This window comes from Kribbella sp. NPDC054772, assembly GCF_053611945.1.
Genome location: NZ_JBSHBJ010000024.1, coordinates 34,050 through 56,725, shown reverse-complemented (window position 1 = coordinate 56,725; position 22,676 = coordinate 34,050). Strand labels below are relative to the sequence as shown.

Sequence of the window (22,676 nt, the reverse complement as noted above, 5' to 3'; positions counted from 1 at the left end):
CTCAGCTGTTCCAGCCCGAGCCTTGGGTGGTGCGGGTGCCGAGGCCGCTCGCCTTGCCCGGGTACGAGTACATCTGGCCGGTGCTGTTGTTGACGGTGACCAGGTCCGGGATCTTGTCGCCGGTGATGTCGCCGACGCCGGTCAGCGAGCGGTACCCGTTCCAGCCGCCGGTGCCGATCTCGACGCGAGCGGTACCGCCGGCGAAGTTCGGGCCCATGTAGAGCCAGAGCTTGCCGGTCTTCGGGTCGACGGTGACCAGGTCGGGCTTGCCGTCCCGGGACAGGTCACCGACGGCGGCGAGCTTGGTCAGGTTGGTCCAGCCGGCGCCGATCTGCTTGCGCGTCCCGAGCCCGTTCGCGGTCCCCGGGTAGACCCAGAGCTTGCCGGTCGACTTCTCGATCGTGACCAGGTCCTGGTGTGCGTCGCCGAGGATGTTGCCGATCCCGATGATGTCGCGCATCCCGTTCCAGCCGCCGTTGCCGATCAGCTTACGGGTCGAACCCGACGGCGTCGGCCCCGGGAACAGGTACAGCTTGCCGGTGGACTTCTCCACCGCGACGAGGTCCGCCTTGCCGTCTCCGGTCAGGTCGCCGACGGGCGCGATCTCGGTCATCGCGTTCCACCCGGTGCTCAGCTTCACGGCCGACGTACCGCCGGCGAAGCCGCCGTTGCCGTTGTTCGTGTACCGGTACAGCGTGCCGTCCTGGCGGTCGACCGCGACCAGGTCGTCGCGCCCGTCACCGCTCAGGTCGCCGGCGTTCGTCAGGTCCACGTCCGAGTGCGCCGACACGTACGACAGGCCGTACTGCTGCATCGTCGCGTTCAGCGTCGCCGCGGAAATGGTGTGCGTGCCGCCGGTGGACTTCCACGGGTCCCAGACCGTCAGCGTCTTCTTGTTCAGGTCGTAGCCGTAGATCATGATCGCGTGCCCGAAGTGGCCGCTCATGCCCTTGTTCCAGGGCAGCTTCTCCATCCAGACGCCGATCTTCGGTGCCCGCTTGAGAATGCCGATGTCGTGCGCGGCCCAGTTCAGCAGATTGGTCGCGTTGCCGGTGGTGTCGGCGTCCCAGACGGAGTACCCGAGCGGGTTGATGTAGCCGTTGATCACCGGCAGGGCGGTCTTGTCGTACGTGCCTGAGGTGGTGGTCTTCATCTGCTTCGCGAGCGTCTGCTGGGTGACGTTCACGCCGAACGTCCCGAGGCTGACCGCACTCGACGCGGGCACGCAGTAGTAGTTGGTGCTCTGGTAGACGCCCTTGATCGCGAGCTTCCCGGTCGCCGGCACCGATGCGGCCGCCGCGGCCACTGCCTGCGGCTGGGCCATCGCGGTCTTGCGTTGGGCAGGCGCCTGCGCGCCGGCCGGCTGCAGCGCGCCGCTCGGTGTCAGCGGGGTCGCCGCCGCGATGTCCTCGGGGCTGAGAGCGACGGACCCGGTCGCCGGCGGAGTGTCCGCGCTCGTCTTGTCGTCGGCAGTCGCGACATGCACGACCCCACCGACCACCAGCCCCAGACCCACTACAACCGCACTACCGAGCTTCAACCGCCGATGCTTCATTCAGTCCTCACTTGGTCCGCCGATCAAACCAAAGAGGACCTAAACACACCGAAGGGGCACAGAGAGGTCGGCAGCTCGACAGGACCTGTCGGGGAGGACGGGACCAATCCCGCCTTGCCCACGCCTGCGGCTCGACACAGTGGACGTATACGTACTGTCGAGCTGCCGATCTCCCTCAGCAGCTGGCGGTATTAATTCGTAAATTATGAGCAAATTGCTTGACGGGCGAAGTGGTCGCGGTCAACCTGGTGCCTTGTTCATCGTTGGAACGCTGGCTCGCCCGTGCTTGGGTGGGAATGACTCGAGGAGGCGCGGGTGCGGCTGGCTGGGCGGGTGATCGTGGTGACCGGGGCCGCGTCGGGGATCGGCGCGGCGTGCGCCGAACGGGCGTTGACCGAGGGCGCGCAGGTCGTGCAGGTGGACATCCACCCCGGCAAGGAGCTGCCGGGCAAGGCGATCAGCGTGGTCGGTGACGTCGCGTCGCCGGACACCTGGGCGGAGGTCGCGGCCCGCGGCCGGGACGAGCTCGGCCCGATCGACGGCCTGGTCAGCAACGCGGTCGTCGTCGACGTGAAGCCGGCCCACGAACTGTCACCGCCGTCCTGGCAACGCCAGCTCGACGTCAACCTGACCGCCGCCTTCCTCGGCTTCCAGGCCCTGTACGACGACCTGGTCGCGAACGCCGGCTCGGTCGTCCTCGTCTCCTCGGTGCACGCCATCGCGGGTCTCCCAGGACACCCGGCGTACGCCGCGACGAAGGGCGCACTCGTCTCGCTCGGGCGTCAGCTGGCCGTCGAGTACGGTCGCTCGATCCGGGTGAACACGGTGCTGCCGGGCCCGGTCGTGACGGCGATGTGGGACCGCGTCGACGCGGAGGGACGCGCGAAGAGCGCCCAGGCGACGGCGCTGAAGCGGCTCGGACAACCGGACGAGGTCGCGCAGGCGGTGGCGTTCCTGCTGTCGTCCGAGGCGTCGTTCGTGACTGCCACCAGTCTGGTGGTCGACGGCGGATGGTCCGCGGTGAAGGACTCGGCGTGAAGGAGAGCAGAGTGACGGGGATTCAGCGCGGCGTGACGCGGGGTCTGCACGGCCAGATCGTGGAGGAGATGGCGCAGCGCATCCTGTCCGGGCAGATCCCGGAGGGCGCGACCATCAACGTGACCGAACTGCAGGCCGACCTCGGTGTCAGCCTGACCGCGGTCCGCGAGGCACTGAAGGTACTGACCGCGAAGGGTCTCGTCGACGCGCGGCAGAAGCGCGGCACGTTCGTCCGGCCGCGGTCGGACTGGAACCTGCTCGACGCGGACATGATCCGCTGGCACTTCCGCGACGCCGACGCCCGGCCCGAGCTGCTCGAGGAACTGCACGAGGTCCGCGGCATCGTCGAGCCGGCCGCCGCCCGGCTGGCCGCGATCCGCGGCGACGACTCGCACCTCGCCGCGTTGGACGCAGCGCTCGCCGCGATGGAGTCCGCGGCTGACGACCTCGCGGCCGTGACCGCGGACCTCGCCTTCCACCGCGCGTTGCTCGCGGCAACGGGTAACGAGCTGCTGACCAAGATGGAAGTGATCATGGAGACCGGGCTCGCCGACCGCGACCGTCTGGTGCACACCGTGAAGCCGTCCGACGACCCGGTGCCGAGCCACCGGCTGGTCGTGGACGCGGTCCGCGCGCACGACCCCGAAGGCGCCGAGCTCGCGATGCGCGAACTGCTCGCGAAGGCGGCCGAGGACCTCACCGAGGTCCGTGGCTCCGGGAGCCGGAGGCGGCGCAAGTGAAGATCGAGAGAATCGAGACGTTCCTCGTCCCGCCGCGCTGGCTGTTCTGCCGGATCGAGACCAGTGACGGTGTCGTCGGGTGGGGTGAGCCGGTGGTCGAAGGTCGCGCCGAGGTCGTGCGCGCGGCGATCGACGTACTGTCGGAGTACCTGATCGGGCAGGACCCGCTGCAGATCGAGCGGCACTGGCAGGTGTTGACGAAGGGCGGCTTCTATCGCGGCGGACCGGTGCTCAGCAGCGCCGTCGCCGGCCTCGACCACGCCCTCTGGGACATCGCCGGCAAGGTGTACGGCGCCCCGGTGTCAGCGCTGCTCGGTGGGCGGGTGCGCGATCGGGTCCGCGTGTACGCGTGGGTCGGCGGCGACAAACCGTGGTCGATCGGCGAGGCCGTCGCCGAGCAGATCGCGGCGGGCATGACCGCGGTGAAGATGAACGCCAGCGGGCTGATCCAGACGTCGCCATCTGTTGCCGAGATCAACGACATCGTGACTCGGCTCGCCGCGGCCCGTAAGGTCCTCGGTGATTCGCGCGATGTCGCGATCGACCTGCACGGGCGGGTCGGCGTGGCCGCGGCGCGACGGATCCTGCACGCGGTCGAGGACCTGCACCCGATGTTCGTCGAGGAGCCGGTGCTGCCCGAGCAGATGGCGCATCTGCCTGAAGTGGTGACGACGTCGACGGTGCCGGTGGCGCTGGGCGAGCGGCTCTACCACCGGTCCGATTTCCTCGCGCCGCTGAACGCGGGGGTCGCGGTTGTGCAGCCCGACGTGTCGCATGCCGGCGGGATCTCCGAGCTGCGGCGGATCGCCGTACTCGCGGATGCGCACGGTGCGATGCTCGCGCCGCACTGTCCCTTGGGGCCGATCTCGCTGGCGGCGTCGTTGCAGGTGTCGTTCGCGACGCCGAACTTCCTGATCCAGGAGCAGAGCCGCGGCATCCACTACAACGTGACGAGTGACCTCACGTCGTACGTCGTGGATCCGGCGCCGTTCACCTGGGTCGACGGTCATGCCGAGTGGAATCCCCAACCGGGCCTGGGGATCACGGTCGACGAGGACGCCGTCCGCGCCGCCGACCGGACCGGTCACGCGTGGCGCAACCCGGTGTGGACCCACCACGACGGCTCGTTCGCGGAATGGTGAGCGGGGCCGGCCGCGTCGTCACGATCGACGCCGCCGACGGCGGGCGCTGGACATCCCTGCGCCTCGCCGGACGCGAATGGCTCTGGGGCGGTCCAGGCCTGATCACCGGTTCGCGCGCCGGTCTCGCGACGTTCGTCGATGCCGGCGGGGTCGACGAGTGCTTTCCCACGATCCGCGGGGTGCCTGACCACGGAGGTCTGTGGAACCAGCCCTGGGACAGTTCGGTCGTGTTCGGGGACGCGGTGCTGACCCGCGCGTTCACCCCGGGCGCGGAGACCGTCACGGTCGACTACCACCTGGAAGCACCGCCCGGTTACCGCTTCCTCTGGGCCGCCCACGCGCTGCTCGACTGTGTGCCCGGTGCAACCATCTCCGCGCTGCCGGGAACGGTCTGCCGGCTCTATCCCGAGGCGGCTCCCTTGTTGCCGTGGGCCTGGCCGGACGGCGAACCCTGGGTGGCCGCTGGCTGGCCGACGCCGCTCGAGCTCGGGGAGTTCGGACCCACGGACGGATCCGCCGCCGGCGCGATCCTGGTGGACTGCCCGACGGTCTCGGTCCGCGACCGCGGCGCCGAACTCACGTGGACGTTGAGTTGCCCGGGGCAACCGGTTTCGGTCGCGTTGTGGCGTAACCAGGGCGGCTTCCCGAGCGATGCGCCGTACCGGAGTCTCGGGGTGGAGGCGATGCTCGGGCGGGTGTTCGACCTCGCGGAGGCCGGGCCGGACGACGCCGCGGTGGTGCCGGCGAGTGGTGAACTGACCTGGCGGTTGACGGTCGCCGCCAGGCCGGTCTGATGTCACCCGAGCGGCAGATCGAGTACGGCGTTCGGTACCGCGGTGCTGTTGCTCGTGCGGATGCTGTTGAGCTCGGTCGCGGTCAGCGCTCGCTTGTAGAGGCGTACCTCGTCGAGCGAGCCGTCGAAGTGATGGGCGCCGTCGAGCCGCTGACCGACGTACATCTTGAAGGGGCGGCCGGGGCTGACCGATCCGCTGGGCGCGGTGACGCTCGCGATCTGGGCGCCGTCGACCCAGATCGCGAGCGTGCCGGCCTTGCGTTGCAGGGCGACGTGGTGCCAGGCGTTGTCGTTGTACGCCTTCGCTGTCTGGACCGCTGCGGTGTTGCCGCCGGTGGTGATCAGGCCGCGGATGCGACCGTCGGCCGGTTCCGCGCGGAGCCAGAACTGCGAGAACTCGTTGATGCCGTATCCCCAGAAGATCGCCTGCGGGGTGGTGGAGGCGCCGTACTTGATCCACGCCATCGCGGTGAAGTCACCGGCGCCGACCGCGAGCGACTCGGCGTACGGCAACTGGATCGCGTCGTCGACACCGTCGAGATCCCGCGCCTGCCCGAACTTGCCGGCGACCGAGGTCGTGCCGCCGCGCAGGTAGCTGTTGTTGTTCAGGCCGGAGACGTCCAGCGTGGTCGTGCCGAGCGGCGCGTCCGGGTGGCCGATGTCGTTCTCGGTGAAGCGCGCGAAACGGATCTGGTCCCGCGCGTCGACCGTACCGCCCTCGTAGAGCAGGCCGATCTCGCCGGTGTCGAGGATCGCCATGTCGGAGTACCCGGACCAGTCGCTGGTGATCCTCGTGCCCTCGTCGACGGTCTGCCAGGTCTTGCCCTCGTCGAAGCTGGACCGGATCGTCATGTACCGCCGCCGATCGGGATCCGCAGGCGAGGCAAACAAGAGCCGGTTGTATTTGTCCCCTTGATCGACCGCACGCAACCGCTGCAGCGACCCCTGTACGACGGGAGTGGTCAGGCCGGTGATCGTCGCGAAGGGGGCCGCAAACGTTTGAGCACCGTCGTTGCTCACCGCGGCCATCCGGCTGGCACCCGACGTACCGGCGTTGTTGCGCGCACCGGCGTACACGCTGCCGTCGACCTTCTCGACGACGCTGATCTCCTGCGGCGTGGCGTCCGAGCGCAGATCCGTCGCGCCCTTGTGCCAGGTGTCGCCGTGGTCGTCGCTGTAGACGAGCTGACCGGCGTTCTGGCCGGCGCCGTTGTCGTAGTTGGTGCCCACGACGAGACGACCGGCATGAGCGCCGCGGGTGAGCTGAATGCCGTGCACGGGACCGGTCGCGTACCAGCCCCACGCCGGGTCGTCGATCTGGTCGCCGATGTTCTTCGCCTTGCTCCACGTCTTCCCGTCGTCCTCACTGAACTGGACGTACGGCGTCCGCGGGCGGCTCGTCGTACCGGGGTCCATCGTGGTGAGCAGGACGATGCGGCCGGTCTCGTAGTCGACGATCGGGGCCGGGTTGCCTCGGGTGGCGACGGCGTTCGGGTCGGAGTCGGTGCCGGAGAGGACGGTTTGGGTGGCCGACCAGGTACGGCCGTCGTCCTCGGAGCGGCGCATCACCAGGTCGATCTCCTGGGAGTCGGCGCACCAAGCGCGGCGGGCCTCGGCGAAGGCGAGCAAGGTGCCGGCCTTGGTCTTCACGATCGCGGGGATGCGGTAGCAGCCGTAGCCGGCATCTCCCTTGTTGAACAGGACGGTCGTCGTGACGGCGGCTTGGGCAGTCGGTGCTTGCACGGTCAGCGCGGTCAGCGCCAGCGCGATCAGCAGGGCTTTGAGCTTAGGCATGAGCGGATGCCTCCAGAAAGTAAACAACGGGGCGGTTGTTCACTAAGAAAGTTAGCCACAGATCGGGCGTCCACACCAGAGCTCATGGGACGTCCTATGTCTATCCTCGTCACTTAGGTTGGAGACCATGGATCTGCTTGCCGAACTCCGGAGCCGGAAACTGCTCGCGATCATCCGCGCGGACAGCGCGGACACCGCGCTGGCCTGCGTCGAGACCCTGGTCGAGGCCGGGATCACCGCGCTGGAGATCTCACTGACCACGCCGGGCGGCGTCGAGGCGATCGCCAACGCGCGGTCGCTGTACGACGCACACATCCTGATCGGCGCCGGCACCGTCGTCACCGCGACCCAGGCCGACGAGGTCGCCGCCGCCGGCGCCGGGTTCGCCGTCACACCGGCGATCACCCGCGGCTCCCACCGCTCGATCGAACTCGGCCTGCCGCTGCTCTGCGGCGCGCTCACCCCCACCGAGGTGGTCACCGCGCTCGACCTGGGAGCCACCGCCGTCAAGATCTTCCCCGCCAAACTCCACGGCCCGGGCTACCTCTCCGAACTCCGAGCCCCACTCCCCGACGCTCCCCTGATCGCGGTCGGCGGGATCGACGCGGTCTCCGCCCCCCAGTACCTGGCCGCCGGCGCCTTGGCCGTCGGCGTCGGTTCCCCCCTCCTTGGCGACGCGGCCATGGGCGGCAACCTCGCCGACCTAGCCGTCCGAGCCCAAACTTTCCGCACCACCCTCAACGTATGACCACCCACCACCTCACGAAGCCCCGCTCGCCTCGCTCCCCCCTCGCCTCGAGACCCGCTCGATGCTCCACCTTCGCCCTCCCCACGAACCGCCCGATGACCTACCCCGCTCGTCCCGCGGACCGCTCGATGACCGCCTGTTCACCCTTCGGAGTGCTTGATGACTGATCTGTTGACGTTCGGCGAGACGATGGTTTCGGTGCGGACCGCCCGCCCGATGCGCCTCGGTGGGGACGCACACCTGTCGATCGCCGGCTCCGAGAGCAACGTCGCGATCGGCCTCGCCCGCCTCGGCCACCACGCCACCTGGCTGAGCGCCGTCGGCAACGACGAACCCGGTCGCCTGATCCAGCGCACCCTGCGCGCCGAAGGCGTCGACACCACCCACCTGCGGTACGCCGACGACGCGTTCACCGGTTTCATCGCCTTCGACCAGCCCTCGCACGACATCACCCGCGTCAGCTACCACCGAAACGGCTCGGCCGCCTCCACCCTCACCGCCGACGAAACCACCGCCGCGATCACCGCGATCCGCCCCACCCTCCTACATGTCACCGGCATCACCCCCGCCCTCTCCGACACCACCCGCGCCGCGACTTTGGCCGCCGTACAAACGGCGTATGCAGCCGGCGTGCAGGTGTCGCTAGACGTCAACTACCGCGCCCGCCTCTGGTCCCGCCCCGAAGCCGCCGGCGCACTCCGCGAACTCCTCCCGTACATCCACACCGTGTTCGCCTCCGACGACGAACTCGACCTCCTCACCGACGCCGCCGAGCCCGTCACCGACCTCCTCGGCACCGTCGACCACGTCATCGTCACCGCCGGCAGCAAAGGCGCCTGGGCGCATTCGTCCGCAGGAACCATCCACCAGCCCGCCCTCCCGGTAACCGTCGCCGACAGCATCGGCGCCGGCGACGCCTTCGTCTCCGGCTACCTCTCAGCCACCCTCGATGCCCTCTCCCCCGAATCCCGCCTCGAACGCGCCACGACCTCCGGCGCCTTCTGCGTCTCGGCGTACGGCGACTGGGAATCCCTCCCCACCCGCGAAGACCTCACCCTCCTCACCCACACCCAGGGCACCGCCCTCCGCTGACCCATGTCACCAAGCAGGCGTCTATCTCGTCTTACCAACTGACACCGGACGAGAAGAAGCCGTGGTGAATGCATGCGAACAGCTCCGGCGAGAGCACGAGCGGACTTGCGGTGGACACGCGACGGGAACTGCAGTCGAGCGCACGAGACGAACTGCGGCGGACTCGCGATCAGACCGCGGCCAACTGCGACGACCGCGCGAGCGAAACCGCGGCGAGGGCACGGCACGAACGGCGGGCTGGGGAGGATTTGGTGCCCGGAATGGGCAGGCAATCCTCCCCAAGGTGATCGGGTCGTGACCGCGGCGGCGGACGCGCGGGAAGAAGTGCTGTGGATGCGCGAGAGGAACTGGAATGAGTGCGCGGGGCGAAGTGCGGTGGATGCGTGGAGGAACCGCGGTGAGTGCAGGGGACGAACTGTGGTGAGGGGCTTGGGAGGCGTTGTGGTGAGTGGGTGGGAGGAACTTCCGGAGGTGCGGAGCGTTGGTGAGCTCGAGGGGTTTGGTACTCCGGAACCGATCGTCCGCGACAAGGTGGAGTCGCGACTAAGCGACGTACACCGGGAGTGGATCGGCGGCTCGCCGCTGGTCTTCGTCGCGACCTCGTCCCTCGACGGCACCTGCGACGTCTCACCGAAGGGCGACCCGCCGGGCTTCGTGAAGGTGCTCGACGCCGGCACTCTCGCGATCCCCGAACGCTCGGGCAACCGCCGCATGGACGGCTTCCGCAACATCCTCGACAACCCGCACGCCGGCCTGCTCTTCCTGATCCCCGGCCGCCCCGAAACCCTCCGCGTGAACGGCCGCGCCCGCATCGTCACCGACGGCCCGTTCTTCGACGACATGATCGTCCGCTCCCACCGCCCGCGCCTGGCCCTCCTGCTCCACGTCGAAGAAACGTTCTTCCACTGCCCGAAGTCCTTCGCCCGAGCCCGCGCCTGGAAACCCGACACCTGGACACCGACAACAGTCCGCCCGTACTCCGAAATAGCCCAAGCCCTCTGGCGCCAAGGCGAACCCCTCGAATCCATCGAAGCCCGCAACCGCCCCGCCCTCCTGGAATCCCAGCTCTACCCCACCACCCCCACATAACCCACTCGGCCCAAGCAACATCGCGACGCCGACGGCCGCGACACCGGGCCCGACCGCCAGCCCGAGCCGCAGCCCACCATCCCCACACCCCGCCCCCCGCACTCACCACACGGCACTCGCCGCCCGCGAGTCGCACTCGCCACACGGCACTCGCACTCGCACTCGCACTCGCACTCGCACTCGCACTCGCACTCGCACTCGCACTCGCCAAGCAGGGTTATCCCCTAGCGTTGGGGGTTCTCGGTTGGTCCACGACCCCATAACCCCCAACACGAGCGGATAACCCTCCCCGCGATGCAGGCTCGTCTCGGCCGAGGGGGCTGGTTTGGGGAACGAGCGGGGCTGGTTTGGGGAACGAGCGGGGCTGGTTTGGGGAACGAGCGGGGCTGGTTTGGGGAGCGCAGTGCACCGGGATCGGCTAGCTGGGTTCCCCAGTGTCGGCCTCAGTGGGGAAGAGGATGGGGCTGAGGAGGTAGCGGCGGCGGGTGGGGGTTGCCTGGTTGGTGAGGGTCGGGAGGATGGCGGCCCGCAGGCCTTCGATCAGGTCGTGGAGTTCTGCATCCGACAGCCAGATGGCGTGTTGGCGGTAGCCGACGAGGTCGGCGAGTGGGTCGGCGCCGGCATGGTCGACGTACGCCGTGAACTCCGCAAGCAGCGCCGCCATCGCGATCGCAAAAGCGCGGCGGTGGTCGTCGGTTGTGAGCTGCTCGAGCTGTTCCGGCGTGATCGACGCGCGCTCGGCACGCAAGCGGAACCGCCGCTCGACGGCACCCCGCACCCGCCGCTCCTCCGCGACCTCGAGGATCCCGCCCTCCGCGAGCAGCTCGACGTGCCGGTACAGCGTCGCCTTCGACACGTCCGCGATCAGCTCCCCCAGCTCACCGGTCGTCAGCTCGCGGCCGCCGCGCAACGCATGCACGATCCGCAATCGCACCGGATGCCCCAGCAGCTCCAACGGATCCATGGCGAAACGATCTCACGCCATGCTACCTTTCGCAAAGATTGAGAAAGGTGTGCCGATGACTGTCTGGACTCCCCCGCCGTACGCCGATCCGACCGCGTTCACCGAGCAGGACATCGCTCTGGATGCCGCGGGCCGTACTGTCGCCGGCACGCTGACACTGCCCGCGCGGCCGACCGGTCGAGGTGTCGTGCTGCTCGCCGGCGGCGGCCCGTTCGACCGCGACGGGACCAGCGGGCCGAACAAGCCGTTGAAGGATCTCGCCTGGGGTCTCGCCACGCAGGGTGTCGCGGTACTGCGGTTCGACAAGCTGACCGCGAATCGGCCCGAGGCAATGACCGAGCCCGGGTACACGATGACGGCGGAGTACGTCCCGCACGGCATCGCCGCCGTAGGCGCCCTCGCGGAGCACGTCGACCGGGTCGTCCTGGTCGGTCACAGCATGGGCGGGAAGGTCGCGCCGAAGATCGCCGAGGAACCGCTCGTCGCCGGCGTCGTGATCATGGCCGGCGACACCACGCCGATGCACCATGCCGCCGTCCGCGTCATGCGGCATCTCGCCGACACCGGGGCAGTCCCGCCGGAAAGCGTCGAAATCTTCCAGCGCCAAGCCGCCGCCGTCGACAGCCCAGACCTGACACCCGAAACCCCCGACCTCCCCTTCGGGCTGCCAGGATCGTTCTGGCTGGATCTCCGCGCCTATGACCCAGTCGCCACCGCGGCGAAACTCGACGTACCGATCCTTGTTCTGCAAGGCGGTCGGGACTATCAGGTGACCGTCGCCGACGATCTCCCAGGATGGCGCGCTGGGCTGCCCGACGCCACGATCAAGGTGCTGGACGCGGACAACCACCTGTTCTTCGCAGGCAGCGGTCCCTCGACGATCGCGGAGTACCAGGCCCCGGGACACATGGATCCCGAGGCCATCTCGACCATCGTCACCTGGTTGCCGTAAGCAACCTCAGGAGAGCAGCGCCGGGTCGGACTCGAGCTCGCGTTCGGGATCCAGCGGCAGGACGATCTTGAACACGGTGCGCCCCGGCTCGGACTCCACGCGGAGGTCACCGTGGTGTTTCTTCACCACGATCCGCCAGGAGATGTCGAGGCCGAGACCAGTACCCTCACCGATCGGTTTCGTCGTGAAGAACGGCTCGAAGATCCGGCGCCGGATCTCCTCCGGGATCCCCGGTCCGGTGTCGCCGATCTCGACGACCGCATACGCGCCGTCGCGCCGGGTCCGGAGTGTGAGGGTGCCGGTGCCGCCCATCGCGCTGACCGCGTTGTCGATGATGTTCGTCCACACCTGGTTGAGCTCGGCGGCGTACGCCGGGATCGCCGGCAGCTCGGGATCGAAGTCCTTCACCACCTCGTACCCCTGGAGCTTGCCCGACATCATCACCAGCGTCGACTTCAGCAACTCCCGCAGATCAACAGTCTGGTACGGCGCCCTGTCGATCTGCGAGTACTGCTTCGCGGCACCGACGAGTGTCGAGATCCGGGTCACCGAATCGTCGATCTCGTTCATCAGCGACTCGGTGTCGATCGTGTACATCAACCACCGCACCGCGCCCTCGAGGTACTTCGGGCCGACCGCCGTCAGCACCTCCTCCATCCACGGCACGTCGAGGCCGGCCTGGGCCAGCACCGGCGCCACGTCCCAGCTCGCCTGGACGTCGTGGTCGTCGAGCCAGTCGGTGAGCATGTCCTCGCGGTCGGACAGCTCCATCGGCGGGATGTCCTTGTCCTTGTTCTTCTCCAGCCGTTCGACCGCGTCGTCCTGCAGCGCCACGATCTGGTGCAGCTTGGTCGCGTCGAGCGTCCCGTCGGCCAGCATCGCCAGCTTCGACCGCATGCCGGAGACCCGCTGCCGCAAGGACGCCGCCGCCCGGACCGCCGCCGCGGCCGGGTTGTTCAACTCGTGGGTCAGACCTGCGGACAAGGAGCCGAGGGCAAGCAACCGCTCGCGCTCGCCGAGCGTCTCGTTGGTCCGGCGCATGCCCATCACGAAGCCCTCGATCAGGTGCACCGCCATCGGGAACCAGGTGTTCATCATCGTCGCCATCGTCTCGGCGCCGATGACGAAGAACTCCGACGGCTGCGTCACCTGCATCGTCGCGGTGTACGACTTGTGGTCGTTGGCACCGAAGAACGCGTTGAACGCGCCGGAGTACACCCCGCGCTGGTTGGTCCGGTTGATCTCCACCAGCTCGCCGTGCGAGAGCTTGCAGAGCCGGATCTCACCGGTCAGCAGGACGTAGCAGCAGGTCGCCTCGTCACCCTCGTTGAACACGATGCCGTCGTGCACGGACTCGACATACCCTGCCTCGGACAGCCAGCCGAGCTGCTCCTCGGTGAGGCTCTCGAAGAGGAACAGCGTGCGCAGCTCGTCCGGGGTCAGCCGCCGCGGCTCCACGGTCTGGTCAGTCATCAGAGCATCTCCAGGTATCGGTGCACCAGTGTCACGGCCATCGCCCCGTCGCCGACGGCCGACGCGACTCGCTTCACCGACTCGGCCCGTACGTCGCCCGCGGCGAACACGCCCGGCATGCTCGTCTCGAGGTGGTACGGCTCCCGCTCCAGCGGCCAGCCCGGCGGTCGGCCGTGCAGGTCCGGTCCGGTGAGGACGAAACCGCGCTCGTCGCGGAGCAGGTCACCAGGCAGCCAGTCCGTCCGCGGGGCGGCGCCGATGAACACGAACATCCATTCCGTGTCCACCTCACGCTTCTCGCCGGTCTCGCTGTTCAGCAGGGTGAGATGTTCCAGGTGCTCCGAGCCGATACAGGAAACGACCTGCGTGCAGGTGTGCACCTCGATGTTGTCGATCTCGGCGATCTGGTCGATCAGGTACGACGACATCGTCGCGGTGAGCGATGGTCCTCTTACCAGCATATGCACACGTTTCGCATGCCTCGAGAAATAGACCGCGGCCTGACCGGCGGAGTTCGCCCCGCCGATGATGTAGACCTCCGAACCGGCGCACGCCGGACCCTCGGTGGTCGCCGAGCCGTAGTAGATCCCGCGGCCGCACAGATCGTCGACGCCGGGCGCCTGGAGGGTCCGGTACGAGACGCCGGTCGCCAGGATCACCGAGTGCGCCGAGATCTCGCTGCCGTCGGCGAACCGCAGCAACCGCGCGTTCCCGAGCGTCTCCAGCCCGACTACCTGCCTGGTCGTCAGCAGCTCGGCCCCGAACCGCACCGCCTGCCGGCGCGCCCGGTCCGTCAGCTGCGCCCCGGACACACCGTCCGGGAAGCCCAGGTAGTTCTCGATCCGGCTCGACTGCCCGGCCTGACCACCGGTCGCCAACTGCTCGACCAGTACGGTCCGCAGGCCCTCGCTGGCGCCGTACACCGCCGCACCGAGACCGGCCGGACCGCCACCGACGACGACCAGGTCGTAGAAGTCCTTCTCCGGGGCCGTGGTCAGGCCGACCTTGGTGGCCAGCTCGACCTCGGACGGGGCGACCATCACGCTGGCATCCGGCGTGATCACCACCGGCAGCGTCGAACCATCGACCCCAGCGGCGTCGAGGAGCCGCTTGGCCTCGTCGTCGTCGACGTTCAGCCAGCGGTACGGCACGGCGTTGCGGGCGAGGAAGTCGCGGGCCGCGAACGACGGCGCCGACCAGCGGTGCCCGATCACCCGGGTCTCGTCACCGGACGGCTCCGGGGTCGACCTCCACAGCTCGAGCATCGCGTCGACCACCGGGTAGAGCTTCTCCTCCGGCGGGTTCCACGGCTTCAGCAGGTAGTGGTCGAGGTCGACCACGTTGATGGCCTGGATCGCCGCGTCGGTGTCGGCGTACGCCGTCAGCAGCACGCGGCGGGCGAGCGGGAACAGGTCCATCGCGGCCTCGAGGAACTCGATGCCGGACATCTGGGGCATCCGGTAGTCGGCCAGCAGCAGGGCGACGGGCTCGCCGCGGAGCTTCAGCTCCTTCAGCGCGTCGAGCGCCTGCGCCGGATTCTCCGCCCGGACGATGCGGTTCTCCTCGCCGTACCGACGGCGGAGGTCACGGGCTATCGACCGGGAAACGCCGGGGTCGTCGTCCACGGTGAGGATCACCGCGCGGGTCGTTGACGCTGTCATGCCTCTTTCATACCAGCGAAAACGTACAAATCGTGATCCGTAATCCACAGGCCCGGGCCCGGTTCGCGAGGGGCTGATTCGCGAACCGGGCCCGAGGGGCGGCCTACGGGAGGGCGTCGAGGTACGGCGCGTGGCTGTTCCGGAACTCCCAGTTGTTGAAGTGGTCCCAGTTGATCGACCACGTCATCAGCCCGCGCAGGCCTGGCGAAGTACCGCCGCGGAGGCTGTAGCCGCCACAGTTCTGGCCCTTCACCAAGCAGTCGAGCGCCTCGTGCACGGCTGCCGGGGCGGTGTAGCCGTTGCCTGCGCCGACCGCTGCCGGGAGCCCGAAACCGATCTGGTCGTCGCGCAGTCCCGGGAACGTCTGGCCGGTGTTCGCCACCGGGAAACCGGCCTTGACCATGTCGGTCATGGCGATGTGGAAGTCCGCACCGCCCACAGAACCGCCCATGGTGTGGTACTGGTTGTCGAGCCCCATCACGGGACCGGAGTTGTAGTCCTGGACGTGCAGGACGGTCAGGAAGTCCCGCACCGCGTGGATGACCGGCAGGTACGCCCCGGTCCGGTTGTCGCCGCCGTTCGAGCCGCCGTAGAACTGGTATCCGACCTGCACGAAGAACGTCTCCGGCGCCATCGTCAGCACGAACTTGTCGCCGTACTTCGCCTTGAGGGTCTTCAGCGCCGCGATCAGGTTCACGATCACCGGCGTGGTCGGGTTGCGGAAGTCGGTGTCACCGGAGTCCAGGGCGAGCGAGTGCCCTTCGAAGTCGATGTCGAGCCCGTCCAGCCCGTACTTGTCGATGATCGCGCCGACCGAGCTGACGAACGCGTCCCGGGCGGCGGTCGTGGTGAGCTGCACCTGCCCGTTCTGGCCGCCGATCGAGATCAGCACCTTCTTCCCGGCCGCCTGCTTCGCCCGGATCGCGGCGATGAAGTCCGCGTCGGATTCCACGTTCGGGCACTCGCTCGCCGGACACCGGTTGAAGCGGATGTCCCCCGACGTCACCGAGGTCGGCTCTCCGAAGGCGAGGTCGATGATGTCCCACTCGTCCGGTACGTCGGCCAGCGGCACGTACCCGGATCCGTTCGCGAAACTCGCGTGCAGGTACCCGATCAGCGCATGCTTCGCCGAGTCCGGCGCAGCCTGGGCCGGCACCGCTTGAGCTGGTGCCGTCGTGCTGGTGAGCAGGACCCCGAGAACCACTGCAAGCCATCGCATAGTCATTTAGTAGAGATGCTCCATAACTCACGGTCAATGCGTTGGCAACGGCGGGTATCCGACGCTGTCGGATACCCGCTGGCAGGTTTCCGCCAGCGGCTACTTGAAGCCAATCCCGTGTAGTCGGCGCGCCGGATTGGCAGGCTTTCGGCGTCCGAGCTCGGGGGCGGGCGGCCGGGGCTACAGCCACGGCCAGGACTACTGCCGTGGAGGCATCACGTGAACCATCCCACCCTGCGCCGCCGGGCCGCATTGCTGGCCGGCGCTGCGCTGATAACCACCGCCTTGGTGGCTCCACCAGGCTCCGCGACACCGGGCGCGACACCGGGAACAGCTCCTGAGTCCACCAACCGCTTCGGGTTCGCCCCCGGTCGGTACGTCGTCACGCTGGCCGACAAGCCGCTCGCGACGTACCAGGGTGGCGTGACCGGGCTGAAGGCGACCAAGCCGACCTCCGGTCGCAAGGTGGACGTCAACAGCACCAGCGGGAAGGCGTACCGCGCTTACCTCAACGGCAAGCACGCACAGGTCGCCGGCAAGGTCGGAGCGAAGGTAGACCACGACTACTCGACCACGCTGAACGGCTTCGCTGCCGCACTGACCTCCAAGCAGGTCAACGAGCTCAGCAAGACCTCTGGCGTCGTGTCCGTCGTACCCGACCAGCTGCACCACGCCCTCGACGACCGCAGCCCGACCGACTTCCTGAAGCTGTCCGGCGCCAACGGCGTCTGGAACAAGCTCGGCGGTACGGCGGCAGCGGGCAAGGGTGTCGTAGTAGGTGTGGTCGACACCGGCATCTGGCCGGAGAGCGAGTCGCTGGCCGGCTCCAAGCTCGGCACCGAGCCGCCGACGGCAGCTGACCCGTACCGCCCGTACCTGTCCGGCTCGACGACTGTCATGCAGAAGGCCGACGGCAGTACTTTCACCGGGAGCTGCCAGACCGGCGAGGACTTCACCGCCGACCTGTGCAACACCAAGCTGATCAGCGCCAAGTACTTCGGTGACGGGTGGCTCGGCCTGGTCCCGCCGGAGCGGCGTGCCGACTACGTGTCGCCGCGCGACGGTGAGGGCCACGGAACCCACACTGCGACCACTGCAGCTGGCAAGGCCGACGTGGACGTCGTACTGGGTGGCCGTGACCTCGGCAAGGTCACTGGTGTCGCACCGGCGGCCAAGATCGCCGTGTACAAGGCTCTCTGGGAGGGCAAAGCCGCCAACGACTCCGGTGGCTTCACCTCCGACATCGTCTCCGCGATCGACCAGGCAGTGGCCGACGGCGTCGACGTCATCAACTACTCGGTCGGCTCGACGATCGAGTCCCCGGCCACGGACCCGATCCAGCTGGCGTTCCTGTCCGCCGCGTCCGCAGGTGTCTTCGTCTCGGCAGCCGGCGGCAACTCCGGTCCGGACGCGTCGACGCTCGACAACACCTCCCCGTGGGTCACCACCGTCGGCGCGAGCACTGTGGCGCCGTGGAACGGCACTGTCGTGCTGGGCAACGGCCAGAAGTACGCCGGTGTCAGTACTACTGTCTCGTCCGCAACCGGCAGCAAGCCGCTGGTCAACGGTGTCACCGTGAAGAAGGCAGGCGTCAGCGATGCAGACGCACTGATCTGCCTGGCCAACACGCTGGACCCGGCCAAGACCGCCGGCAAGATCGTCGCCTGCGACCGCGGTATCAGTGCGCGCGTCGACAAGTCCGCCGAGGTACAGCGGGCCGGCGGTGTCGGCATGGTGCTGCTGAACCTCTTCGACCAGGACGTGGTCGGCGACTCCCACGCCGTACCGACCGTGCACCTCAACACGCCGGGTGCGTTGTCGGTGCGGTCGTACGCCGCAGAGGCCGGCGCGACGGTTGAGCTCGTCCCGGGGAATACGACCAGCACTACGACGCCGTACCCGCAGATGGCCGACTTCTCGTCGCGCGGGCCGTCGCTGTCGAGCAACGGCAACCTGCTGAAGCCTGACATCGCTGCGCCCGGCGTGAACGTGCTGGCAGCAGTGGCGCCGCCGACCAACGGCGGACAGAACTACGCCTTCCTCTCGGGTACGTCGATGGCCGCACCGCACGTAGCGGGTCTGGCCGCGCTCTACCTGTCGCTGCACCCGGACTGGTCGCCGATGGCGGTCAAGTCGGCTCTGATGACGACTGCCGGCGACGTACTGACCTCCACTGGCGCCGTCGACACCAACCCGTTCGACGCGGGTGCTGGTGAGGTGCAGCCGTCCAAGATGCTGGACCCGGGCCTGGTCTACGACTCGGGCGACACCGACTGGCTGGGCTATCTGGAAGGTACGGGCGTCAAGACCGGTACCGACGTACCTGCGATCAACCCAAGTGACTACAACGCTCCGTCGATCTCCGTGGGACAGCTGCTGGGTACGCAGACCATCACTCGCCGCGTGACCGCTGTGACTCCCGGCCTGTACCGGGCGACCGTTTCGGTGCCGGGCATGAAGGCAGTAGTGACGCCGTCGATCCTGAACTTCAGCAAGGCCGGTCAGACCAAGTCGTTCACGGTGAAGCTCACTCTGGACACCGGCGACTCCGGCGCGACCACCAACGGCTGGCTGACGTGGCAGGGCGCTGGTAAGACGGTCCGCAGCCCGATCGTCGTCGTACCGACGTCTGTGCTCGCACCGACCGCTGTGTCCGGCACTGGCACTTCCGGCGCCGCGTCGTTCACTGCCACCGTTGGCAAGGCCGGAGTACCGATCCGCTCGTACGGCGTCGTCTCGGCTCCGCTCGTACCGGGTGCGGTGCCTGCGGGTGCTGCTGACGCGGACCTGCCCGACTACCCGGTCACTGTGACCTCACAGACCAAGGCGGTGCAGTGGAACATCAAGACCGTCGACCCGGCCGGCAGCATCTGGCTGGTGCTCTACAAGGTCGTGAACGGTCAGATGCAGGCACTGTCCTTCGTCGGTGACGGTTCCAACCAGGCGTCGGCCAGCCTGGCCGGTCCGACCCCTGGCGTGTGGGGCGTGCTCGCCATCACCCTGTCGAACCCGCCGGGCGCCAGCACGACGGAGTACACGATGCAGACCAACGTCGTGACGAGCGGCGGCTCGCTGAAGGTGACGCCGTCGTCGGCACCGGGCGCGTTCAAGCCGTTCCAGGTCACCGCCTCGTGGTCCGGTCTTCCGACCGACAAGCCCTCCACCGGCTTCGTCGAGTTCCCGAACCGGGCCGGCACGGTCGTAACGATCAACTAGTGACATGAGTACGGCGGGCCCGCGACAACGGGTCCGCCGTACGTCAACGCCAGGTACTGCGATCCGCAGGGCTCCCCGGGACTGGTTCGAAGACCACGTCCTCCTGAGGAACCTCTGCACCCTTCTTGTCCACAAAGCCGACGTCTACCAGGCCCTTGGACCGCGTGTCACGCCGGAGCACCGTCGGCCCGTCCGCCCGCGGCACGTGCACATCCCCCCACTGCTGCAGGGCCGCCAGCACGAGCTTCAGATCCTCGCCGGCAGATGTCAGGTGGTACGACGACCGCGCGCGCTCGCCTCTGTCGCGGTACTCACGCTTCTCGAGCAGACCGGCATCGACCATCGCGGTCAGCCGGCTCGTCAGGATGTTCGGCGCGATCCGGAGGAAGTCGCGGAAGTCCGCGAACCGGGTGGTCCCGAGATGCGCCTCGCGCAGGATCAGGAAGGTCCAGCGGTCGCTGACCAACTCCAGTGTCCGAGCGATCGAGCAGTTCGGCTGGGTCGCCGTACGCGTTGTCATCACACCTCCTCGACCTGCTTCGCCATCAGGGCACCGGCAGCGAGGATGGCGAGCAACGCCAGGCTACCGATCATGATCACGCCCAGGATCAACGCCGTCCCGAGTCCGGACGCGGTCGCCACCAGGCCGAGTGCCAGCGCGATCGCTCCCTGCAGGATGTAGGCGACGAGGTACACGGCTGCCACAGTGCCGCCACGGTGATGCGCCGGCGCGTGCGCGGTGATCAGACCGAGGCCGCCCGAGAAGAGCAGACCGTAGCTGATGCCGCCGAGCACGGTGGCGGTCATGAACAGCGGCAGCGAGTGCAGCTGGGCCGACGTCTCGAGCACGGCCAGGTCGACCAGCGTGGCGACGGCTCCGGCCAGGACCAGACGGCCGGGTGCGAAACGACGTCCGGCGATCGCCGTGACCCCGATCGTGATCGACATGATCGCGAGCACCAGACCGATGACGAAGATGTTCGCGGTCCCGATCAACTGGTGGGCGACCTGCGCACCGAGCGCGAGGAAGACCGAGCCGAACGCGTAGGCCGTCGTCACGGCGAGCGCGGACGCGACGTACAGGCTCCGGATTTCCTTGGGGACGGAGATCGGACGCGGCCGCCAGCGGCCCCGGCTCTCGTCCTTGATGTGGCGCGGGAGCCGCCAGACGAGTCCGAAGACAGCCCCGACGACCGCGAGCAGCACCCAGAAATCCAGGTGCAGCGGCTGCGGCGCGTACTCGATCAGGCCGCCGCCGACGATCGTCGCCAGCGCAAGGCCGGCCGCCGTCGCCGCGGTCGTCACGGACGCGGCGCGGGCAGCCTTGCCGAGCGGGCTGAACTCGACCACCGCGGCCGTCGCGGGAGTGAGCGCGAGGCCGACACCGGCTCCCATCAGCGCGCGCCCGGCGTACACCCAGCCGACCGACGGCGCGATCGCGAAGAGCAGGACACCGGCGAGCAGCGCGCCGACGCCGTACAGCATGGTCGCCCTCCGGCCGATGTAGTCGGACAGTTGGCCGAAGAGGAGCAGGAAGGCGACCAGCACGACCGGATAGACGGCGAAGATCGCGGTGGTCGCGGTGGGAGTGAGATGCCAGGCCGAGGCATAGAGCGGGTACGTCGTCGTGGGGGCCGCGCTCGTCCACAGACTGATGGCCGCGACCGAGGCGGCGGTCCAGAAGCTGGCCTGCCTGCTCAGAGTGCGCGGCGGTCGCGCGGTGGTCAGTTCGAGAGTGCTGGTGGTCACGCCGGGTTCCTTCCGGAGCTGAATTGCACGATGAAACTCAGAACATCTGAGTAGCTCGATGCAATCCAGATCCTCGCGTGATCCGGGTCACACTCAGATCCAGCGACGCCGGGCTGCCTGAACGCCTGCCTGGAACCGGGTCTGCGCGCCGAGAGCATCCATCAGCGCGCGGACCCGGCGCTGCGTCGTCCGGGGACTGATCCGGAGCCGCCGACTGATCATGTCGTCGGTCGCACCACCGGCCAGCAGCATCAAGATGTCGCGATCCGGCGCCCGCAGCTCCGCCACCTCGCCAGTCGCCTCGAGCTCGGGCATCGGAACTGCCAGACCCCAGAGCATCTCGAACGTCGCGATCAGTCCGTCGAGCAGACCGGTCGACCTGATCAGCAGATGGCACTCCGCCGGGGCGCGCTTCGTCAGCGCGACGAGCGCCATGTTGTCGTCGCCCAGCACCATCTTCATCGGCATCTGCGGCAACACCCGACTCTCCTCGCCGGCCGCACGCAGCTCCGGCAGCACCGTCATGACCTCTTCGGACTCGAACACCTCGAACCCGTAGATCGCGCGGTACGCCAGCCCATCCGCCAGCCGGTCCAACTCGAGCTTCTGCTGCGACGCCGGCGGCGCGGAGTACGGCCCCCGATCCAACGCCCGGATCTGCTCGTGACAGCTCCGCTGCATCTCCTCGTACGCCGCCAGCAGCGTCGGCCCGTCCTCGACCAACTCCACCTGCTCGCCCCGCAACACCGGCCTACTCCGAGCAGCCAGCAACTCGTCCGCCACCACCCGCAACCGAGCCACCTGGGCATCAAGTTCATCCAGCGGATCAATCACCCCCGCACACTAAACCGCGTCAAGTAAGTAGGTCACCGCCATCTCACAGCGCACCTTCCTGCAACGGCTGCCAGTGGGCGGCCGGGGCGGGGCGGGCGTGCTACGGGCCGCAGCTGAGGCAGGGCCAGGGGCGGCCGCAGCGGGAGCAGAGGCCGTCGGGGGCCGGGGCTGGTAGCCAGATGGTGGGGGTTGGGGTGGTGTGGGTGGTTGGGGTCGTGCGAGGGACCGGCGTGGGGGCTTGGGTCCAGTGGAGTTGGGTGCGGGGGTCGGGGGCGTGGGCGGCCAGGAGGGCTTCTACGCCGGCGTCCCAGGTCGACGTACCTGGGTGGGGGCCGCGCCAGCGGACGGTGACTGCGCCGTCGGACCACTCCACGCCTTCGGCGAGGATCGCGGTGGGAGTGGGGTGGCGCACCAGACGGAAGAGACGAGCCTGTCGCTGCAGCGTGTTCACCTCTTCAGCATTGCCCGGAGCGCACTGCGGACAACAGGTGTGGGCTGTGGGGGGGGGGGGACACCCCCACCCCCCCACACCCGCGGTGTGGGTTTTTTGTTTAGTTGTTTTTTGGGGGGGGGGGTTAAATTTGAGCCCCCCCCCCCAAAAGTAAGAAAGAGCTAAA

The 22,676-nt window shown here is 68.4% G+C and carries 18 protein-coding genes; 9 read left to right on the top strand and 9 right to left on the bottom strand.

All coding sequences use genetic code 11. The features are described 5' to 3' along the window. Position 1: 1 nt before the first annotated feature. The gene (locus tag ACWGID_RS29520; protein ID WP_452202009.1) at positions 2-1,555 is read right to left on the bottom strand and encodes an FG-GAP-like repeat-containing protein; all 1,554 of its coding nucleotides are present in this window, start codon (positions 1,553-1,555) and stop codon (positions 2-4) included. A gap of 315 nt (positions 1,556-1,870) precedes the next feature. Between ACWGID_RS29520 and ACWGID_RS29515 the strand changes: the two genes are divergently transcribed. From ACWGID_RS29515 to ACWGID_RS29500, 4 genes are read left to right on the top strand one after another with little or no spacing between them, the layout of a single operon-like run. Beyond that, a complete protein-coding gene (locus tag ACWGID_RS29515; RefSeq protein ID WP_452202007.1) occupies positions 1,871-2,593 on the top strand; it encodes an SDR family NAD(P)-dependent oxidoreductase in 723 nt (240 codons plus the stop codon). Positions 2,594-2,604: 11 nt separating this feature from the next. Then, complete coding sequence (locus tag ACWGID_RS29510; protein WP_452202005.1) at positions 2,605-3,333, top strand: FadR/GntR family transcriptional regulator; 729 nt, start codon at positions 2,605-2,607, stop codon at positions 3,331-3,333. Next, positions 3,330-4,475: a galactonate dehydratase gene (gene dgoD, locus ACWGID_RS29505; protein ID WP_452202003.1), complete on the top strand. Its 1,146-nt coding sequence runs from the start codon at positions 3,330-3,332 to the stop codon at positions 4,473-4,475. The genes ACWGID_RS29510 and dgoD overlap by 4 nt, the downstream gene beginning before the upstream one ends. Then, positions 4,469-5,269, top strand: coding sequence for a hypothetical protein (locus ACWGID_RS29500; protein ID WP_452202001.1), 801 nt, complete (start codon positions 4,469-4,471; stop codon positions 5,267-5,269). Before dgoD ends, ACWGID_RS29500 begins: the two co-directional genes overlap by 7 nt. Before the next feature lie 2 nt (positions 5,270-5,271). Here the strand turns inward: ACWGID_RS29500 and ACWGID_RS29495 are convergent, their stop codons facing one another. Next, positions 5,272-7,062 (bottom strand): exo-alpha-sialidase, encoded by a 1,791-nt coding sequence (locus ACWGID_RS29495; RefSeq protein WP_452201999.1) that lies wholly within the window; start codon positions 7,060-7,062, stop codon positions 5,272-5,274. Between the two features lie 127 nt (positions 7,063-7,189). On the opposite strand from ACWGID_RS29495, the gene ACWGID_RS29490 reads away from it, so the two are divergent. From ACWGID_RS29490 to ACWGID_RS29480, 3 genes are all read left to right on the top strand, one after another. Continuing rightward, positions 7,190-7,810 (top strand): bifunctional 4-hydroxy-2-oxoglutarate aldolase/2-dehydro-3-deoxy-phosphogluconate aldolase, encoded by a 621-nt coding sequence (locus ACWGID_RS29490; protein WP_452201997.1) that lies wholly within the window; start codon positions 7,190-7,192, stop codon positions 7,808-7,810. A gap of 159 nt (positions 7,811-7,969) precedes the next feature. Continuing rightward, positions 7,970-8,902 carry a sugar kinase gene (locus ACWGID_RS29485; RefSeq protein WP_452201995.1) on the top strand — a complete coding sequence of 311 codons (933 nt, stop codon included), beginning with the start codon at positions 7,970-7,972 and terminating at the stop codon, positions 8,900-8,902. 444 nt (positions 8,903-9,346) lie between these two features. Further along, complete coding sequence (locus ACWGID_RS29480) at positions 9,347-9,991, top strand: MSMEG_1061 family FMN-dependent PPOX-type flavoprotein (RefSeq protein WP_452201993.1); 645 nt, start codon at positions 9,347-9,349, stop codon at positions 9,989-9,991. 418 nt (positions 9,992-10,409) lie between these two features. On the opposite strand, the gene ACWGID_RS29475 is transcribed toward ACWGID_RS29480, so the two are convergent. Beyond that, complete coding sequence (locus ACWGID_RS29475; protein WP_452201991.1) at positions 10,410-10,955, bottom strand: helix-turn-helix domain-containing protein; 546 nt, start codon at positions 10,953-10,955, stop codon at positions 10,410-10,412. 55 nt (positions 10,956-11,010) lie between these two features. On the opposite strand from ACWGID_RS29475, the gene ACWGID_RS29470 reads away from it, so the two are divergent. Continuing rightward, a complete protein-coding gene (locus tag ACWGID_RS29470) occupies positions 11,011-11,907 on the top strand; it encodes an alpha/beta hydrolase family protein (RefSeq protein ID WP_452201989.1) in 897 nt (298 codons plus the stop codon). A gap of 6 nt (positions 11,908-11,913) precedes the next feature. Here ACWGID_RS29470 and ACWGID_RS29465 read toward each other — a convergent pair whose 3' ends face one another. The 3 genes from ACWGID_RS29465 to ACWGID_RS29455 all read right to left on the bottom strand — a co-directional run bounded on the left by ACWGID_RS29465 (position 11,914) and on the right by ACWGID_RS29455 (position 16,260). Beyond that, positions 11,914-13,380, bottom strand: coding sequence for an ATP-binding protein (locus ACWGID_RS29465; RefSeq protein WP_452201987.1), 1,467 nt, complete (start codon positions 13,378-13,380; stop codon positions 11,914-11,916). Next, a complete protein-coding gene (locus tag ACWGID_RS29460; RefSeq protein ID WP_452201985.1) occupies positions 13,380-15,041 on the bottom strand; it encodes an FAD-dependent oxidoreductase in 1,662 nt (553 codons plus the stop codon). Before ACWGID_RS29460 ends, ACWGID_RS29465 begins: the two co-directional genes overlap by 1 nt. Before the next feature lie 103 nt (positions 15,042-15,144). Further along, positions 15,145-16,260 carry a chitinase gene (locus ACWGID_RS29455; protein WP_452201983.1) on the bottom strand — a complete coding sequence of 372 codons (1,116 nt, stop codon included), beginning with the start codon at positions 16,258-16,260 and terminating at the stop codon, positions 15,145-15,147. Between the two features lie 219 nt (positions 16,261-16,479). Between ACWGID_RS29455 and ACWGID_RS29450 the strand changes: the two genes are divergently transcribed. Continuing rightward, positions 16,480-19,476, top strand: a complete 2,997-nt coding sequence (locus ACWGID_RS29450; RefSeq protein WP_452201981.1) for a S8 family peptidase — start codon at positions 16,480-16,482, stop codon at positions 19,474-19,476. 43 nt (positions 19,477-19,519) lie between these two features. Here ACWGID_RS29450 and ACWGID_RS29445 read toward each other — a convergent pair whose 3' ends face one another. From ACWGID_RS29445 to ACWGID_RS29435, 3 genes are all read right to left on the bottom strand, one after another. Next, entirely contained in the window at positions 19,520-19,996 is a 477-nt protein-coding gene (locus ACWGID_RS29445; protein WP_452201979.1) for a winged helix-turn-helix transcriptional regulator, read from the bottom strand. After that, positions 19,996-21,225, bottom strand: coding sequence for an MFS transporter (locus tag ACWGID_RS29440; RefSeq protein ID WP_452201977.1), 1,230 nt, complete (start codon positions 21,223-21,225; stop codon positions 19,996-19,998). The genes ACWGID_RS29445 and ACWGID_RS29440 overlap by 1 nt, the downstream gene beginning before the upstream one ends. A 93-nt stretch (positions 21,226-21,318) precedes the next feature. Further along, complete coding sequence (locus ACWGID_RS29435) at positions 21,319-22,059, bottom strand: hypothetical protein (RefSeq protein ID WP_452201975.1); 741 nt, start codon at positions 22,057-22,059, stop codon at positions 21,319-21,321. Positions 22,060-22,676 lie beyond the last annotated feature (617 nt).